The organism is Pseudomonas sp. MDT1-16 (genome assembly GCF_054898115.1).
In genome coordinates, this window is record NZ_CM142717.1 from 2,473,566 (window position 1) to 2,489,431 (window position 15,866).

Annotated in this window: 9 protein-coding genes, 4 tRNA genes and 2 pseudogenes; 11 read left to right on the plus strand and 4 right to left on the minus strand. The window is 60.1% G+C overall.

Annotated features, from left to right (window positions below; genetic code table 11):
* Positions 1-37: 37 nt before the first annotated feature.
* Positions 38-2,053: an excinuclease ABC subunit UvrB gene (gene uvrB / locus ACYZT3_RS11090; RefSeq protein WP_282377648.1), complete on the plus strand. Its 2,016-nt coding sequence runs from the start codon at positions 38-40 to the stop codon at positions 2,051-2,053.
* Between the two features lie 145 nt (positions 2,054-2,198).
* On the opposite strand, the pseudogene ACYZT3_RS11095 reads toward uvrB, so the two are convergent.
* Both ACYZT3_RS11095 and ACYZT3_RS11100 read right to left on the minus strand, forming a co-directional pair.
* Positions 2,199-3,749 (minus strand): annotated as a pseudogene (locus tag ACYZT3_RS11095) (MDR family MFS transporter).
* Positions 3,739-4,443, minus strand: a pseudogene (locus tag ACYZT3_RS11100) (HlyD family secretion protein); the annotation flags it as partial. The pseudogenes ACYZT3_RS11095 and ACYZT3_RS11100, both read right to left, overlap by 11 nt.
* A 140-nt stretch (positions 4,444-4,583) precedes the next feature.
* On the opposite strand from ACYZT3_RS11100, the gene gltX reads away from it, so the two are divergent.
* From gltX to ACYZT3_RS11145, 9 genes are all read left to right on the plus strand, one after another.
* Positions 4,584-6,065: a glutamate--tRNA ligase gene (gltX, locus tag ACYZT3_RS11105; RefSeq protein ID WP_282377649.1), complete on the plus strand. Its 1,482-nt coding sequence runs from the start codon at positions 4,584-4,586 to the stop codon at positions 6,063-6,065.
* Positions 6,066-6,345: 280 nt separating this feature from the next.
* Positions 6,346-6,421, plus strand: a tRNA-Ala gene (locus ACYZT3_RS11110).
* A gap of 79 nt (positions 6,422-6,500) precedes the next feature.
* Positions 6,501-6,576: transfer RNA gene (locus tag ACYZT3_RS11115), tRNA-Glu, on the plus strand.
* Between the two features lie 52 nt (positions 6,577-6,628).
* A tRNA-Ala gene (locus ACYZT3_RS11120) sits at positions 6,629-6,704 on the plus strand.
* A gap of 80 nt (positions 6,705-6,784) precedes the next feature.
* A tRNA-Glu gene (locus ACYZT3_RS11125) sits at positions 6,785-6,860 on the plus strand.
* 182 nt (positions 6,861-7,042) lie between these two features.
* A complete protein-coding gene (locus ACYZT3_RS11130; RefSeq protein WP_282377650.1) occupies positions 7,043-7,582 on the plus strand; it encodes a TetR/AcrR family transcriptional regulator in 540 nt (179 codons plus the stop codon).
* A 31-nt stretch (positions 7,583-7,613) separates the two neighbouring features.
* Positions 7,614-8,447: an alpha/beta fold hydrolase gene (locus tag ACYZT3_RS11135; protein ID WP_282377651.1), complete on the plus strand. Its 834-nt coding sequence runs from the start codon at positions 7,614-7,616 to the stop codon at positions 8,445-8,447.
* Between the two features lie 48 nt (positions 8,448-8,495).
* Complete coding sequence (locus tag ACYZT3_RS11140) at positions 8,496-8,933, plus strand: acyl-CoA thioesterase (RefSeq protein ID WP_282377652.1); 438 nt, start codon at positions 8,496-8,498, stop codon at positions 8,931-8,933.
* A gap of 50 nt (positions 8,934-8,983) precedes the next feature.
* Positions 8,984-9,943 carry a tRNA dihydrouridine synthase gene (locus tag ACYZT3_RS11145; protein WP_462032089.1) on the plus strand — a complete coding sequence of 320 codons (960 nt, stop codon included), beginning with the start codon at positions 8,984-8,986 and terminating at the stop codon, positions 9,941-9,943.
* 113 nt (positions 9,944-10,056) lie between these two features.
* Here ACYZT3_RS11145 and ACYZT3_RS11150 read toward each other — a convergent pair whose 3' ends face one another.
* Together ACYZT3_RS11150 and ACYZT3_RS11155 are read right to left on the minus strand one after the other, a co-directional pair.
* Positions 10,057-13,335, minus strand: coding sequence for a PAS domain S-box protein (locus ACYZT3_RS11150; protein ID WP_462032090.1), 3,279 nt, complete (start codon positions 13,333-13,335; stop codon positions 10,057-10,059).
* A gap of 65 nt (positions 13,336-13,400) precedes the next feature.
* Positions 13,401-14,291, minus strand: a complete 891-nt coding sequence (locus ACYZT3_RS11155; RefSeq protein WP_462032091.1) for a LysR family transcriptional regulator — start codon at positions 14,289-14,291, stop codon at positions 13,401-13,403.
* 153 nt (positions 14,292-14,444) lie between these two features.
* On the opposite strand from ACYZT3_RS11155, the gene leuC reads away from it, so the two are divergent.
* Entirely contained in the window at positions 14,445-15,863 is a 1,419-nt protein-coding gene (gene leuC, locus ACYZT3_RS11160; protein ID WP_462032092.1) for a 3-isopropylmalate dehydratase large subunit, read from the plus strand.
* Positions 15,864-15,866: the final 3 nt, after the last annotated feature.

Consider the following 15,866-nt stretch of genomic DNA (forward strand, 5'->3'; position numbering starts at 1 on the left):
GGCGCGACTCCTGCTTCGAAAACCGAGAGGTTATTTCATGTCTGAATTCCAGCTAGTCTCCCGCTTCGAGCCCGCCGGCGATCAGCCGGAAGCCATCCGTCTGATGGTCGAGGGCATCGAAGCCGGGCTGGCGCACCAGACGTTGCTTGGTGTGACCGGCTCGGGCAAGACTTTCAGCATCGCCAATGTGATCGCCCAGGTGCAGCGTCCAACCCTGGTGCTGGCGCCGAACAAAACGCTGGCTGCACAGTTGTACGGCGAGTTCAAAGCGTTCTTCCCGAACAACGCCGTCGAGTACTTCGTTTCCTACTACGACTACTACCAGCCCGAAGCCTACGTGCCGTCGTCGGATACGTTCATCGAGAAAGACGCCTCGATCAACGATCACATCGAACAGATGCGACTGTCCGCGACCAAGGCGTTGCTGGAGCGCAAAGACGCGATCATCGTCACCACGGTGTCGTGCATCTACGGCCTGGGCAGCCCGGAAACTTATTTGAAGATGGTTCTGCACGTGGATCGCGGCGACAAGCTCGATCAGCGTGCGTTGCTGCGTCGCCTGGCAGACCTGCAATACACCCGCAACGACATGGATTTCGCCCGTGCGACCTTCCGGGTCCGCGGCGATGTGATCGATATCCACCCGGCGGAATCCGATTTTGAAGCGATCCGCATCGAGCTGTTCGATGACGAAGTCGAGAAGATTTCCGCCTTCGATCCGTTGACCGGCGAAGTGATCCGTCAGTTGCCGCGTTTCACTTTCTATCCGAAAAGCCACTACGTGACGCCACGGGAAACCCTGCTCGGCGCCATCGAAGGCATCAAGGTCGAGCTTCAGGAGCGCCTGGACTACCTGCGTTCCAACAACAAACTGGTGGAAGCGCAGCGTCTGGAGCAGCGCACCCGGTTTGACCTGGAGATGATTCTCGAGCTGGGTTACTGCAACGGTATAGAAAACTACTCGCGCTACCTGTCCGGCCGTGAATCTGGCCAGGCGCCACCGACCTTGTTTGACTACCTGCCGGCCGACGCCTTGCTGGTGATCGACGAATCCCACGTCAGCGTGCCGCAGGTCGGCGCCATGTATAAAGGCGACCGCTCCCGTAAGGAGACGCTGGTGGAATACGGTTTCCGCCTGCCGTCAGCGCTGGATAACCGGCCGATGCGTTTCGACGAGTTCGAAAACATTAGCCCGCAGACGATTTTTGTCTCGGCGACGCCGGGTAACTACGAGGCCGAACATGCCGGTCGCGTGGTCGAGCAACTGGTGCGCCCGACCGGCCTGGTGGACCCGCAAATCGAAATCCGTCCGGCGCTGACCCAGGTCGACGATTTGCTCTCGGAAATCGGCAAGCGCGTGGCGCTGGAAGAGCGGGTGCTGGTCACGACGTTGACCAAGCGTATGTCCGAAGACTTGACCGATTACCTGGCTGACCATGGCGTACGGGTGCGTTATTTGCACTCGGACATCGACACGGTTGAGCGGGTCGAAATCATCCGCGATCTGCGTCTGGGCACCTTCGATGTATTGGTGGGGATCAACTTGCTGCGTGAAGGTCTGGACATGCCGGAAGTGTCCCTGGTGGCGATTCTCGATGCGGACAAGGAAGGCTTCCTGCGTTCCGAGCGCTCGCTGATCCAGACCATCGGCCGGGCGGCGCGCAACCTCAATGGTCGGGCGATTCTCTACGCGGATCGCATTACCGGCTCGATGGAGCGGGCGATCGGCGAAACCGAGCGTCGTCGCGACAAGCAGATCGCCTTCAACCTGGCCAATGGCATCACGCCCAAAGGCGTGTTCAAGGACGTTGCCGACATCATGGAAGGCGCCACCGTGCCGGGTTCGCGCAGCAAGAAGCGCAAAGGCATGGCCAAGGCCGCCGAGGAGAACGCCAAGTACGAAGCGGAATTGCGTTCGCCGGGCGAAATCGCCAAGCGCATTCGTGCGCTGGAAGAGAAGATGTATCAGCTTGCTCGCGACCTGGAATTCGAAGCCGCGGCGCAGATGCGTGATGAGATTGGCAAGTTGCGGGAGCGGTTGATCACCGTTTGAGTTTTGCAGCACCCGAGCGGGCCTCTTCGCGGGCAAGTCGGATCGCCGCCCGCACGCTCCCACAGGTTTTGTGTCGTTTATCAATTATGCGAACGACACAAAACCTGTGGGGGCGTGGCTTGCCCGCGAAGGCCGCGCCGCGATTTCAATGTGTTTCGTCGGCCTTCAACCCCGCCGGCAACGCCTTGGTCAGCAACACCGCCAGCATGCTGATCCCCAACGCAATCCCGACAAAGTGAAAGGCATCGTTGTAAGCCATGATCGACGCTTGCTGATGCGCAATTTCACTGAGCTTGCCCAGCGCTGCCGTCTCACTGCCAAACCGATCCGTCAGCGATGCCATGCGCTCGGCTACCTGCGGGTTGGTCGGCACAATCGCTTCACGCAAGTAATCAAAGTAAGTCTTGGTCCGCGCATCCAGCAACGTAGCGAGGAGGGCGATGCCAATCGCGCCGCCGAGGTTGCGCAGGATGTTGAACAGGCTCGATGCCGACCCCGCGTCCTGCGGCAGGATGTAGGCGGTAGCGATCAATGAGATGGTCACCATGATCAGCGGTTGGCCCAGCGCCCGGATGATCTGGATCTGATTGAACTGCGGCCCGGCGAAGTCCGGGTTCAACACGCCCGATGAAAAACTCGCCAATCCAAATAGCCCGAAACCCAGCGTACACGCCCATTTCGGCGAGACGTATTTCATCAGCTTCGGCACCAGCGGAATCAGAAACAGCTGCGGCACGCCCATCCACATGATCACTTCGCCGATCTGCAAGGCGTTGTAGTTCTGGATCTGTGCCAGGTACAGCGGCAACAGGTAGATCGAGCCTTACAAACCGACCCCCATCCCGACACTGGAAATACTCGATAAACCGAAGTTGCGATTGCGCAGGATGCCGAGGTTGATCAGCGGATTGGGCTTGGACGTCTGCACGATCACAAAGGTGATCAGGCTGATCAGCGCGATGCTGCCCAGGGTCGCGATCAGGCTCGATTCCAGCCAGTCCTTGCGATGGCCTTCTTCCAGAAACACCTGCAAACAACCGAGGCCGACGCCCAGCGTGAGAATGCCCATGTAGTCGGTGCTTTTCAGCAGTTCCCAATGGGCTTGTTTTTTTTTCAGGCCGTACATCAGGCCGGCGATCATGATCAGCCCCGGCGGAATGTTGATGTAGAAGATGTATTCCCAGCCCCAATTCTCGGTCAGCCAGCCGCCCAGAGTCGGGCCGATGGAGGGTGCGAAGGTTGCGGTCATGGCGAACATGGCCATGCCTTTGGCGCGGTGGTGTTCGGGGAGTTTGATCAGCGTGAGGGTGAACGCCAGCGGAATCAGCGCACCGCCGGTAAAGCCCTGCAAGGCGCGGAAGACGATCATGCTTTCCAGGCTCCAGGCCATGGAGCAGAGCAGGGAAGCGGCGAGAAATCCAAGCGACACCCACACCGCGAGCCGACGCGCCGAGAGCAACTGCACCAGCCACGCCGTCAGCGGGATCATGATGATTTCCGCCACCAGGTACGAGGTGGAAATCCACGAACCTTCTTCCAGGGTCGCCGCCAGCGCGCCCTGAATGTCCTTGAGTGACGAGTTGGTGATCTGGATGTCGAGCACCGCCATGAAGGCGCAGAGCATCACGCTCATCACCGCAATCCAGTCCCGCCGGGTCGGTTCGCCGGCCGGGCGGATCAGTTGATCACCGGCCATCGTCAGGGGCGTCTTTGATGTTCACTTTAGCGGTGACTGACATGCCCGGACGAATCTTGCCTTGCAGCGGATTGTTCGCGGCGAAGGTCAGTTTTACCGGAATCCGTTGTACGACTTTGGTGAAGTTGCCGGTGGCATTGTCCGGCGGCAACAGGCTGAACTGTGCGCCCGAAGCGGCGAACAGGCTGTCCACCCGCGCATCGATGGGTGTATCGCTGCAGGCATCGAAGATCAGTTCGGCTTTTTGGCCGGGCTGCATGTGGCCGATCTGGGTTTCCTTGAAGTTGGCCTGAATCCAGATGTCCTGGTCCGGGACGATCGACATCAGATAAGCACCCGCCTGCACGTACTGGCCTTCACGGGCAGCGCGCTGGCCGATCAGGCCGCTGATGGGGGCGTGGATTTCACTGCGGGTCAGGTTCAGTTCGGCCTGGGCCAGGTCGGTTTTGGCGTTGGCGATCATGGCGTCGAGGCGGTTGATCTCGGCGGCCAGGGCGTTGATTTGTTGGCGCTGACTTTGTGTGTCCGCCTGGGCCTTGGTCACTTGCGAGCGGGCGATGTGGTTGTCGGCGGAGAGGGTGGTTACTCGTTCTTCCGACACGTAACCGGGTTTGCGCAGGGTCTGCGCGCGAGACAAGTCGATCTGCGAACGACCGAGGCTGGCCTGACTGGAGGCGACTTGCGCGTCACTGGCATCGGCTGATATTCGGCCATTCACCGCGGCATACGTGCGTTGTAGACGCAACCTTGGCTTAAATGCCCTGTTCACTGGAGCCGGGCGGGCAACGCCTGTTACCATTCGCCCTTTGTTATATCTTCATTTCGAGACTTGCCATGACCACCGTCCGCACTCGCATCGCGCCATCGCCCACCGGGGATCCCCACGTAGGTACCGCTTACATCGCTTTGTTCAACTACTGCTTTGCCAAGCAGCATGGCGGTGAGTTCATCCTGCGCATCGAAGACACCGACCAATTGCGTTCGACCCGCGAGTCCGAACAACAGATTTTCGACGCCCTGCGCTGGTTGGGTATTGACTGGAGCGAAGGCCCGGACGTCGGCGGCCCGCACGGTCCTTACCGTCAGAGCGAGCGCGGCGAGATCTATCAGAAGTACTGCCAGCAGCTGGTTGAAATGGGCCATGCCTTTCCTTGCTTCTGTACGGCCGAAGAGCTGGACCAGATGCGCGCCGAGCAAATGGCGCGCGGCGAAACCCCGCGTTACGACGGCCGTGCGCTGTTGCTGTCTGCGGATGAAGTCGCGCGTCGCCTGGCCGCTGGCGAGCCGCATGTCATCCGCATGAAGGTGCCAAGCGAAGGCGTCTGCGTGGTGCCGGACATGCTGCGTGGCGACGTCGAGATCCCATGGGATCGCATGGACATGCAAGTGTTAATGAAGACCGACGGCCTGCCGACGTACTTCCTGGCTAACGTGGTCGATGATCACCTGATGGGTATCACCCACGTTCTGCGCGGCGAAGAGTGGCTACCCTCGGCGCCGAAACTGATTCTGCTGTACGAGTACTTCGGCTGGGAACAACCGGAGTTGTGCTACATGCCGCTGCTGCGTAACCCGGACAAGAGCAAGCTGTCCAAGCGCAAGAACCCGACCTCGGTGACGTTCTACGAGCGCATGGGCTTCATGCCGGAAGCGATGCTCAACTACCTGGGTCGCATGGGCTGGTCGATGCCGGACGAGCGCGAGAAGTTCTCGCTGCAGGAAATGGTCGACCACTTCGACCTGAGCCGTGTTTCCCTCGGCGGGCCGATTTTCGACATCGAGAAACTGTCGTGGCTCAACGGCCAGTGGTTGCGTGACCTACCGGTGGAAGAATTCGCCAGCCGCTTGCAGACCTGGGCGCTGAATCCGGAATACATGATGAAGATCGCGCCGCACGTGCAGGGTCGGGTTGAAACCTTCAGCCAGGTCGCCCCGCTGGCCGGTTTCTTCTTCGCCGGTGGCGTGAACCCGGACGCCAAGTTGTTCGAATCCAAGAAGCTGTCGGGCGATCAGGTGCGTCAGTTGATGCAGTTGATTTTGTGGAAGCTGGAAAGCCTGCGTCAGTGGGAAAAGGACAGCATCACCGCAACGATTCAAGCAGTGGTCGAATCCCTGGAACTGAAGTTGCGTGACGCCATGCCGCTGATGTTTGCCGCGATCACTGGCCAGGCCAGTTCGGTGTCGGTGCTGGATGCGATGGAAATCCTCGGTCCGGACTTGACCCGTTTCCGTCTGCGCCAGGCGATCGACTTGCTCGGTGGCGTGTCGAAGAAGGAAAACAAGGAATGGGAAAAACTCTTGGGCAACATCGCCTGATTCACGTTGTTCCCCTGTAGCAGCTGCCGAAGGCTGCGTCGGGCTGCGAAGCGGCCCCCGATGGCTGCCATCACTGTTTGAAAGGGCGGGGCGCCCGGCTGGCGAGCGCTGCGCACTCGAACGCAGCCTGCGGCAGCTGCTACAGGGACAGATACACCCCGGATTTACGGGGGAGGATGGTAAGTGATTGTTATGGCGGCAAAAAATTTTTGAAATTGTTAAAAATAAGTTTGACAGCCTTCCGAAGCGCCATTAAGATTCGCCCCGTCCTCAGCGATGAGGGGCTATAGCTCAGCTGGGAGAGCGCTTGCATGGCATGCAAGAGGTCGACGGTTCGATCCCGTCTAGCTCCACCAATTTACACTTCAAGGTCTGGCCACACCGGTCTTGAAGCGATCGACTCTCAGGGTTGATCAGTTGTATAGAAGGGTTTACGTCCCCTTCGTCTAGTGGCCTAGGACACCGCCCTTTCACGGCGGTAACAGGGGTTCGAGTCCCCTAGGGGACGCCAGTTTTACAGAAGCAGTATCGCAAGATGCCGCTCCGCCGCCAGGCGATAAATCGGGGCTATAGCTCAGCTGGGAGAGCGCCTGCATGGCATGCAGGAGGTCAACGGTTCGATCCCGTTTAGCTCCACCAATTTTACAGTTCAAGGTCTGGCCACACCGGCCTTGAATCGATCAGCTCTCAGCGCTGATCAGTTGTATAGAAGGTTTTGCGTCCCCTTCGTCTAGTGGCCTAGGACACCGCCCTTTCACGGCGGTAACAGGGGTTCGAGTCCCCTAGGGGACGCCACGATTACCCGCTCTGCGGGATTTTATAAGGGTCATTCAATTATTGAATGGCCCTTTTGTTTGTCTGGCGTTTGCCAAATCCCCTAATTCTTTCAAACTGTTCTTCAGACCAGCGGTCACATCCACGACTTGCGAAAAATTATTATGAGAATAATATTCTAGTCGTAATATTCGGAGGCAACGATGAACGATAAAAAAGCTCAAACCCGCGAACGCATCCTCAAGGCTGCCAGTGCAGCGCTGATTCAGCGTGGCCCGGCCGAACCGAGCGTGGGCGAAGTGATGGGTGCAGCCGGCCTCACCGTCGGCGGCTTCTATGCGCACTTCGAAAGCAAGGACGCGATGATGCTGGAAGCATTCAAGCAGTTGCTCGGCCACCGCCGTGGCTTGATTGCCGACATGGATGCCCAGTTAACCGGCGAAGAGCGTCGCGCGTTGGTTGCTGCGTTCTATCTGTCACGCAAACACCGTGATTCCTCTGAGTCAGCGTGCCCGATTCCGGCTTCGGTCGGTGAACTTGGCCGGCTGCCGGACGCGTTTCGTGTGGCACTGAATGAGCATGTGGAGTTGATGGTCGCGCAGTTGGCGGCCAGCCCGGAAGAGACCGACAAAGCCTTGGCCGACATGGCCTTGATGGTCGGTGGTTTGGCTCTGGCGCGCGCGCTGGGGCCAGGAGAGTTGTCCGATCGATTGCTGCGCGCCGCCAAATCGGCGGTGCTATGACCTGAAGGCCTTGGCCTGAGGAGTGAGAGCGATGAGCACGTTGAAGTGGGTTCGTGGCGTTAATGGCACCTTGGGCTGGTTCGCACCGAAACTGGTCGCGAGCATAATGCGACTGGCATTCATGACACCGCGGGAGCTGCCGCCGCGTGATTGGGAATTGCCGCTGTTGGCGAAATCCGAGCGGATCACCTTGCGCTTTGGCCTCTCGGCACTGCGTTGGGGGCAGGGTCCGGCCGTGTTGCTGATGCACGGTTGGGAGGGTCGGCCAACGCAGTTTGCCAGCCTCATCACCGCACTGGTCGATGCCGGTTACACCGTGGTTGCTCTGGATGGCCCGGCTCACGGTCGCTCGCCGGGCAGCGAAGCGAACGTCGTGCTGTTTGCTCGAGCCATGCTTGAAGCCGCTGCCGAGTTGCCGCCGCTGCAAGCGGTTATCGGTCACTCCATGGGTGGTGCCAGTGCCATGCTCGCCGTTCAACTGGGCTTGCGCACCGAAACCCTGGTCACCATCGCCGCCCCGGCTCGGATTCTCGGCGTGTTGCGCGGTTTCGCCCGTTACGTGCGGTTGCCACCGAAAGCCCGTTCGGCGTTCATTCGCCAGGTCGAGAAAGACGTCGGGATGCGCGCTGCGGCGCTGGATGTCGCGCACTATCAACTCGACATGCCCGGCCTGATCGTCCATGCCGAAGACGACTGCTACGTTCCGGTCAAGGAATCGCAGCTGATCAACGAAGCCTGGTTTGACAGCCGTCTGTTGCGCCTGGAAGCGGGTGGTCATCAACGGGTGCTGGCGGACCCTCGGGTGATCGAAGGCGTTCTTTCGCTGCTGGCCGGTCGCAGTCTGCAATCGCGCCAATCGGCCTGAGCATCCGTTACACTGCCCCGGTCAAAAATTTCTGACCAGGAGTGGGGCATGGGCTGGGATCGGGCAACGCCATTTATCATTGATCTGGAAGTCGGCGCAGAGGACATCGATGGGCTGGGTCACGCGAACAACGCGGTGTACGTGACCTGGCTCGAACGCTGTGCCTGGCGCCACTCCCAGCGGCTGGGCCTGGATCTGGTCGAGTATCGTCGGCTGGACCGGGCGATGGCGGTAGTGCGGCACGAAATCGATTACCTGGCGGCCGCCTATGAAGGCGATGAATTGCAATTGGCGACCTGGATTGTCGATTGGGACCAGCGCCTGAAAATGACCCGGCACTTTCAGTTGAAGCGCCCCAGCGACAACACTACGTTGCTGCGGGCGCAAACCACCTTCGTCTGCATCGAACTGTCGACCGGCAAGCCCAAGCGTATGCCAACGGAATTCATCGAGGGCTACGGCCCCGCGTTGCAAGTCGCGATCTAATCGATGCTTTCGAGTAAACTGCCGCACGTTTTTCGTTGAGTGTGTTTTTCATGCAAATTGCTTTGGCGCCCATGGAGGGGTTGGTCGACAACATCCTGCGGGACGTACTGACCCGTGTGGGCGGTATCGATTGGTGCGTGACCGAGTTCATTCGGATCAACGATCAACTGCTCACGCCTGCCTATTACCACAAGTTCGGCCCTGAACTGCTGACCGATGCCCGGACCGCGTCCGGCGTGCCGCTGCGGGTGCAGCTGCTCGGTTCCGATCCGGTATGCCTGGCAGAAAACGCCGCGCTGGCCTGCGAGCTGGGGTCCGAGGTTATCGACCTGAACTTCGGCTGTCCGGCCAAGACCGTCAATAAGTCCCGTGGCGGCGCGGTGCTGCTCAAAGAGCCTGAGCTGCTGAACCAGATCGTCGAGCATGTCCGTCGTGCCGTTCCGGCGCACATTCCAGTGACCGCGAAGATGCGCCTCGGTTTCGACAGTCCGGACGGTGCGCTGGTGTGTGCCACGGCCCTGGCCGAAGGTGGCGCGGCACACATCGTCGTTCATGCTCGGACCAAGACCGATGGCTACAAACCGCCGGCCCACTGGGAATGGATTCCTCGGGTGCAGGACGTGGTCAAGGTGCCGGTGTTCGCCAATGGTGATATCTGGAGCGTCGAAGACTGGCGTCGTTGCCGCGAAATCAGCGGTGTCGAGGACATCATGCTTGGTCGCGGTCTGGTCTCGCGCCCGGACCTGGCGCGGCAAATCGCGGCAGCGCGGGCCGGTGAGGACGTCATCGAGATGACCTGGGCCGAGCTGCTGCCGCTGATTCAGGACTTCTGGCTGCAAGCCAAGGCGCAGATGACGCCACGCCAGTCGCCGGGTCGCTTGAAGCAGTGGCTGGCGATGCTGACCCGCAATTATCCCGAAGCGGTCGAGCTGTTCACCGTCCTGCGTCGCGAGACCGAACTGGATCAGGTCTCGCGTTTACTGGGTCTTCAGGTGTCTGAAGCGGCCTGAATCCAAATTAAAAAAAAACAGCACATGCAGGCAGAACTCACGACTGCTTCGTCCGAATGCGGCCCAAACCGAACGCAGCCTCGCGCTGCTCGGCAGCGGCTACAAGGTCCGCGTCATTTGAGCAGCTTTTGAAACTCCTCCACCGGCAGCGGCGGGCTGTGCAAAAACCCCTGATAAAAATGGCAGCCCAGCCCCTGTAAAAATTCCAGCTGCTCCGGTGTCTCTACCCCTTCGGCAATCACTTTCAATTCGAGGCTGAGGGCCATGGCGACGATGGCGCGGATAATCTCGGCGTCGTTGGGGTCGGTCGTGGCGTCGCGGATGAACGACTGGTCGATTTTCAGGGTGTCGACCGGCAGACGCTTGAGGTAAGTCAGCGAGGAATAACCGGTGCCGAAATCGTCCATCGCAAAACTCACGCCGAGTTTTTTCAGGCGTCGCATTTTGCTGATGGTGTCTTCCAGGTTCTGGATCACGATGCCTTCGGTGATTTCCAGTTTCAGCAGCGAGCAGGGCAGGCCATGACTGCTGAGGCTGTGTTCGATGCGTTCGACGAAGTCGTTTTGCCGGAATTGCCGCGGGCTGATATTCACGCACAGGCTGAAGTCCAGCGGGTCGACCAGGCCATTGGCGATCAGTTGTTTGAAGGCGCTGCAGGCTTCGTCGATGATCCAGGTGCCCACTTCCAGAATCAGTCCGCTGTCCTCCAGCACCTTGATGAACTCGGTGGGCGATTGCGCGCCAAGTTCCGGGTGGTTCCAGCGTACCAGCGCCTCGGCGCCGACGATGCGGTCGTTCCGGGCGTCCACCTGAGGTTGGTAGTGCACGCGGAACTCACCCCGGGAAAGGGCCAGGCGCAGGTCGGTTTCCATGCGCAGGCGTTCGCTCGCAGCCTTCTGCATGGTGTTGTGGTACATCTGCGTGGTATTGCGGCCTGAGTCCTTGGCTCGGTAGAGGGCGATGTCGGCGCGTTTGAGCAGGTCGGTCGGGGTCGAACCATGGTCGGGAATCAGCGCGATGCCGATGCTCGGGGTCACTTGCAGGCGTTGTCCGTCGAGGAACATCGGCTCCGACAGCAGTTCACGCAAGGTGTCCGCCAACTGCTGAACCTGCTCGCTGACCTCGTTGCGCGAGCCTTCGAGCCCGCTGAGCAGCACCACGAATTCGTCACCGCCCAAACGGGCGACGGTGTCCTCCATGCGCACGCTGGCTTCGAGGCGCGCGGTGATGATTTTCAGCACGGTATCGCCCACCGGATGACCGAGCGAATCATTGATGTGCTTGAAGTGATCAAGGTCGAGAAACATCAGGGCACCGCGCAGGTTGTGGCGCTTGAGCAGGGCGATCTGCTGGCTCAGGCGATCCATCAGCAGCGCGCGGTTGGGCAGGTTGGTCAGCGGGTCGTGGTAGGCCAGGTGACGGATTTGCGCTTCAGCGTTTTTCAGCAGGCTGACGTCCCGCGCAGTCAGCAGCAGGCAAGCGGTTTCGTTGAGGGTGATCGGCTCCACCGAGACCTCGACAGTCAGCAGCTCGCCGCGTTTATTGCGCCCGAGCGTTTCCTGGTGGTGCACCCGGCCCTTGATCTGTAGTTCGGCGAGCAGCGCCGAGCGTTGTTTTTCATCGGCCCAGATGCCGACCTGATACACCGTGCGACCAATCACTTCGTCGGCGCGGTAGCCGGTCAGGCGGCAGAAGCCGTCGTTGACCTCCAGATAGCGTCCGGTGTCGCGCTCGGTGATGGTGATCGCGTCGGGGCTTGAGTGGAACGCCTTGGCGAACTTCTCTTCACTGGCCTTGAGCGCCGCTTCCGAGCGTTGTTGCTGGGTAATGTCGCGCAGGGTGGTGACGATGCACGGCTGGTCGCCGACGCTGATCTGGCGGCTGGAGATCACGCAGGTCAGGGATTGCCCGTCTTTGTGCTGAACCAGGATCGCCACGTTGTTCAGGCCTTGTTCTCGGATGACCTGCTCGATCCGTCGCAGGCTTTTCGCCGAAGCGTCCCATAGACCGATTTCGTCGGCGCCGCGGCCAATCACGTCGGCGGCGCTCCAGCCGAAGGCCTGGGTGAAACTGGAGTTGATCTCGATGAATTGGCCGGTGTCCTGACGGGTCACGCAAATCGGGTCCGGGCTGACCTGGAACAGGGTGGCGAACTTCTCTTCGGACGCCACCAGCAGCTGCTCGCGCTCCACCTGATCGGTGATGTCGAGCAGCGTGCCGGCCATGCGCAACGGGGCGCCGTTGTCGTCGCGATAGAGTCGGGCGCGGCTTTCCAGGAAGCGCGAGCTGCCATCCGGCAATTGCACGCGGTAGGTCAGTTGATAATTGCCGGCCGGGCCTTCTCGCAGGCTGCGATAGGCGTCGCGCATGGTGCCGCGCTCTTCGTCGGGCACGCCTTCGAAAAACTCGTCAAAGGATTCATGGAAAGGTTTGGCCTCCATCCCGTGTAACTGGGCGGCGCGTGCCGAGCCGTACAGCATGCCGCTGGGAATGTGCCAGTCCCAGGTACCCAGTTGCGCCGAATCCAGAGCAAGGTCGAGCCGCTCCTGGCTGTCTTTCAGGGCAAGCTCGGCGGCTTTTCGTTCGGTGGTGTCCAGAAACGTACTCAGCAGATACGGCTGGCCTTCGAGCTCCACCTTTTGTGCGCTGAGAATGCCGTCATGGACTTGGCCATTGCTGGCACGAAACTGCACCTCCATGCTGACCAGTTCGCCCTTGGCCTTGGTGGCCTTGACCAGTTGTGCCCGTTGCTCCGGGTGCACCCAAAGGCCCAGTTCCAAAGTGGTACGACCAATGGCGTTTTGCACGGGCCAGCCGAACAGGCTTTCAAAATACTGGTTGGCTTCGGTAATCAGGCCGTCTTCCTGACGGGTCAGCAGGACCATGTTCGGGCACAGGTGGAACAGCGTGGCAAAGCGCTTTTCCGAGCTGCTCAACGCTTGTTCGCGCTGGCGCTGGTGGGTGATTTCGCGGATCACGCCAATCATCCGTGGCCGACCGTGTTTGTCCGGCAACAGGCTGCCGTTGATCTCCAGCCAGTGCAGGCTGCCGTCGGGCCAGCGAATGCGGTGGTGCATCGCCTGTTCCAGCGGAGCGCCGGCGATCACCGCGTGGAAAGCGCGAATGGTTTTCGCCCGATCCTCTGGCGGCAGCAAGTCGAGGTATTCCAGATCCGCCGGCAGCGGTTGCCGGGGATCGAAGCCGAACAGCGCCTGGGTACCGCGCGACCAACTGATCTGCCCGCGCTCGATGTCCCAATACCAGGCGCCCAGACGTGCACCGTTGAGGGCGGCCAACAATTGTGGGGCGCTTTCCCAGCTCTGCTCGGACCGTTTCGGGTCAAGCGCCTGTATACGCGGCATCGGCGGAACACGGTCAACAGATTTCGGCATTGGCAAGCCTTGGCTGAGTGGGGTGTTAGTGACAGTAACTCGAGGCTCTACAGAAGTAGCACAGCTTAGCCGAGAGTCCCTGGCAGATCGATTTGTGCATCCAGCAAGGCCATGAAGGCTCGCGCCGCATTCGATAGCGTCCTTTCTGTGTGCAGGATATAGCCTAGCTGGCGAGTCAGTTGTATGCCCGGTAAAGGTATTCGCGCAACCTGATCATCCAGCATGGTGCGCGGCAACACGCTCCAGGCCAGGCCAATCGAGACCATCATCTTTATGGTTTCCAGATAATTCGTGCTCATGGCGATGTTCGGCGTCAGGCCTTGAGCTTCGAACAGGCGCCGGACGATGTGGTGGGTAAAGGTGTTGCCACCAGGAAATACCGCCGGGTGCAGGGCAATGTCCGCCAGGCTGACCGGGCCGTCGCTGATCAGCGAGTGCTCCGGGGCGACCACGAAGTCCAGCGGGTCGTCCCACACCGGCGTGGCCTTGACCAGTGCGTGGGGCTCCGGTGCCAGGGTGATGACCGCCAGTTCGGCGCGGCCATGGAGTATTTCTTCGTAGGCCACCTCCGAATCGAGGAACTGAATATCCAGCGCCACCTGTGGGTAGCGTCGGGTGAATTCCCTTAATAAGGGTGGTAAACGGTGCAGGCCGATGTGGTGACTGGTGGCCAGGGTCAGACGACCGGTCACTTCGCCGGTCAGGTTGGTCAGGGCGCGGCGGGTGTCGTCCAGCACATTCAGGATCTGATAGGCCCTCGGCAGCAAAGCGCGCCCGGCCTCGGTCAGGCTGACTTCACGGCCCAGGCGATCGAACAGGCGCACCTTCAATTGCTGCTCCAGTCCGGCAATGCGCTTGCTGATCGCCGGTTGGGTCAGGTGTAGCCGTTCGCCAGCGCCGGAGAAACTCCCGGTCTCGGCAATCGCGATAAACGCGTTGAGGTTGGCCAGATCCATTGTGGTATTCCAGTTGGTTATCCAAAGCATGAAAAATATGAATTTGAGTTATTTAATGTAACCCCCTAGGATCGACCTCACAAGCCAAGGGGTTATTGAACCGTGCATGACCCAAGGCATAGAAAATAGCAGCAAGCTGATGAGGACCGTCTGATGGCCGGCAAAACGCTTTACGACAAGCTCTGGGATTCCCATGAAGTGAAACGGCGCGACGATGGGTCGTCGCTGATCTATATCGACCGCCACATCATCCATGAAGTGACTTCTCCCCAAGCTTTCGAAGGCCTGCGTCTGGCCGGGCGCAAGCCTTGGCGCGTCGACTCGATCATCGCGACCCCGGACCACAACGTACCGACCACGCCGGATCGCAAGGGCGGCATCGAAGCGATTACCGACCAGGTCTCGCGTTTGCAGGTTCAGACCCTCGATGACTACTGCGATGAATACGGCATCACCGAATTCAAAATGAATGATGTGCGTCAGGGCATCGTTCACGTGATCGGTCCGGAGCAGGGTGCCACCTTGCCGGGCATGACCGTGGTCTGCGGCGATTCGCACACCTCGACTCACGGCGCGTTTGGCGCCTTGGCCCACGGCATCGGGACTTCCGAGGTCGAGCACGTGTTCGCCACGCAGTGTCTGGTCGCCAAGAAAATGAAAAACATGCGGGTGTCGGTCGAAGGCAAATTGCCGTTCGGCGTGACGGCCAAGGACATCGTGCTCGCGGTGATCGGCAAAATCGGCACCGCCGGCGGTAACGGCCACGCCATCGAGTTCGCCGGCAGCGCCATTCGCGATTTGTCCGTTGAAGGCCGCATGACCATCTGCAACATGTCCATCGAGGCCGGCGCTCGCGTAGGTCTGGTGGCTGCCGACGAAAAAACCGTGGCTTACGTCAAGGGTCGTCCATTCGCCCCGAAAGGCGCGGAATGGGACATGGCGGTCGAATCCTGGAAAGACTTGGTGTCCGACGCTGACGCCGTATTCGACACCGTGGTCGAGCTCGACGCCACTCAGATCAAGCCTCAAGTCAGCTGGGGTACGTCGCCCGAGATGGTCTTGGCGGTTGATCAGAACGTTCCCGATCCTGCGAAGGAAATGGACCTGGTCAAACGCGGCTCCATCGAGCGCGCCTTGAAATACATGGGTTTGAGCGCCAATCAGGCGATCACCGACATTCAACTGGACCGCGTATTCATTGGTTCCTGCACCAACTCGCGGATCGAAGACTTGCGCGCTGCGGCGGTGATCGCCAAGGGCCGTAAAGTCGCTTCGACGATTAAGCAAGCCATCGTGGTGCCGGGCTCGGGCCTGGTGAAGGCACAAGCCGAGGCCGAAGGCCTGGACAAAATTTTCCTCGAAGCCGGTTTCGAGTGGCGTGAACCGGGTTGCTCGATGTGCCTGGCGATGAACCCGGACCGTTTGGAGTCGGGCGAGCATTGCGCCTCGACCTCCAACCGCAACTTCGAAGGGCGTCAGGGCGCTGGTGGTCGTACTCACCTGGTCAGCCCGGCCATGGCCGCGGCGGCTGCCGTCAACGGTCGTTTCATCGACGTTCGCGAACTGATCTGAGGA

What these genes read in the sequence shown, in the direction of transcription:
- uvrB (WP_282377648.1), top strand. Translation starts at nt 38, where the DNA reads ATGTCTGAATTCCAGCTAGTCTCCCGCTTCGAGCCCGCCGGCGATCAG.
- gltX (WP_282377649.1), top strand. Translation starts at nt 4,584, where the DNA reads ATGACCACCGTCCGCACTCGCATCGCGCCATCGCCCACCGGGGATCCC.
- ACYZT3_RS11130 (WP_282377650.1), top strand. Translation starts at nt 7,043, where the DNA reads ATGAACGATAAAAAAGCTCAAACCCGCGAACGCATCCTCAAGGCTGCC.
- ACYZT3_RS11135 (WP_282377651.1), top strand. Translation starts at nt 7,614, where the DNA reads ATGAGCACGTTGAAGTGGGTTCGTGGCGTTAATGGCACCTTGGGCTGG.
- ACYZT3_RS11140 (WP_282377652.1), top strand. Translation starts at nt 8,496, where the DNA reads ATGGGCTGGGATCGGGCAACGCCATTTATCATTGATCTGGAAGTCGGC.
- ACYZT3_RS11145 (WP_462032089.1), top strand. Translation starts at nt 8,984, where the DNA reads ATGCAAATTGCTTTGGCGCCCATGGAGGGGTTGGTCGACAACATCCTG.
- ACYZT3_RS11150 (WP_462032090.1), bottom strand. Translation starts at nt 13,335, where the DNA reads ATGCCGAAATCTGTTGACCGTGTTCCGCCGATGCCGCGTATACAGGCG.
- ACYZT3_RS11155 (WP_462032091.1), bottom strand. Translation starts at nt 14,291, where the DNA reads ATGGATCTGGCCAACCTCAACGCGTTTATCGCGATTGCCGAGACCGGG.
- leuC (WP_462032092.1), top strand. Translation starts at nt 14,445, where the DNA reads ATGGCCGGCAAAACGCTTTACGACAAGCTCTGGGATTCCCATGAAGTG.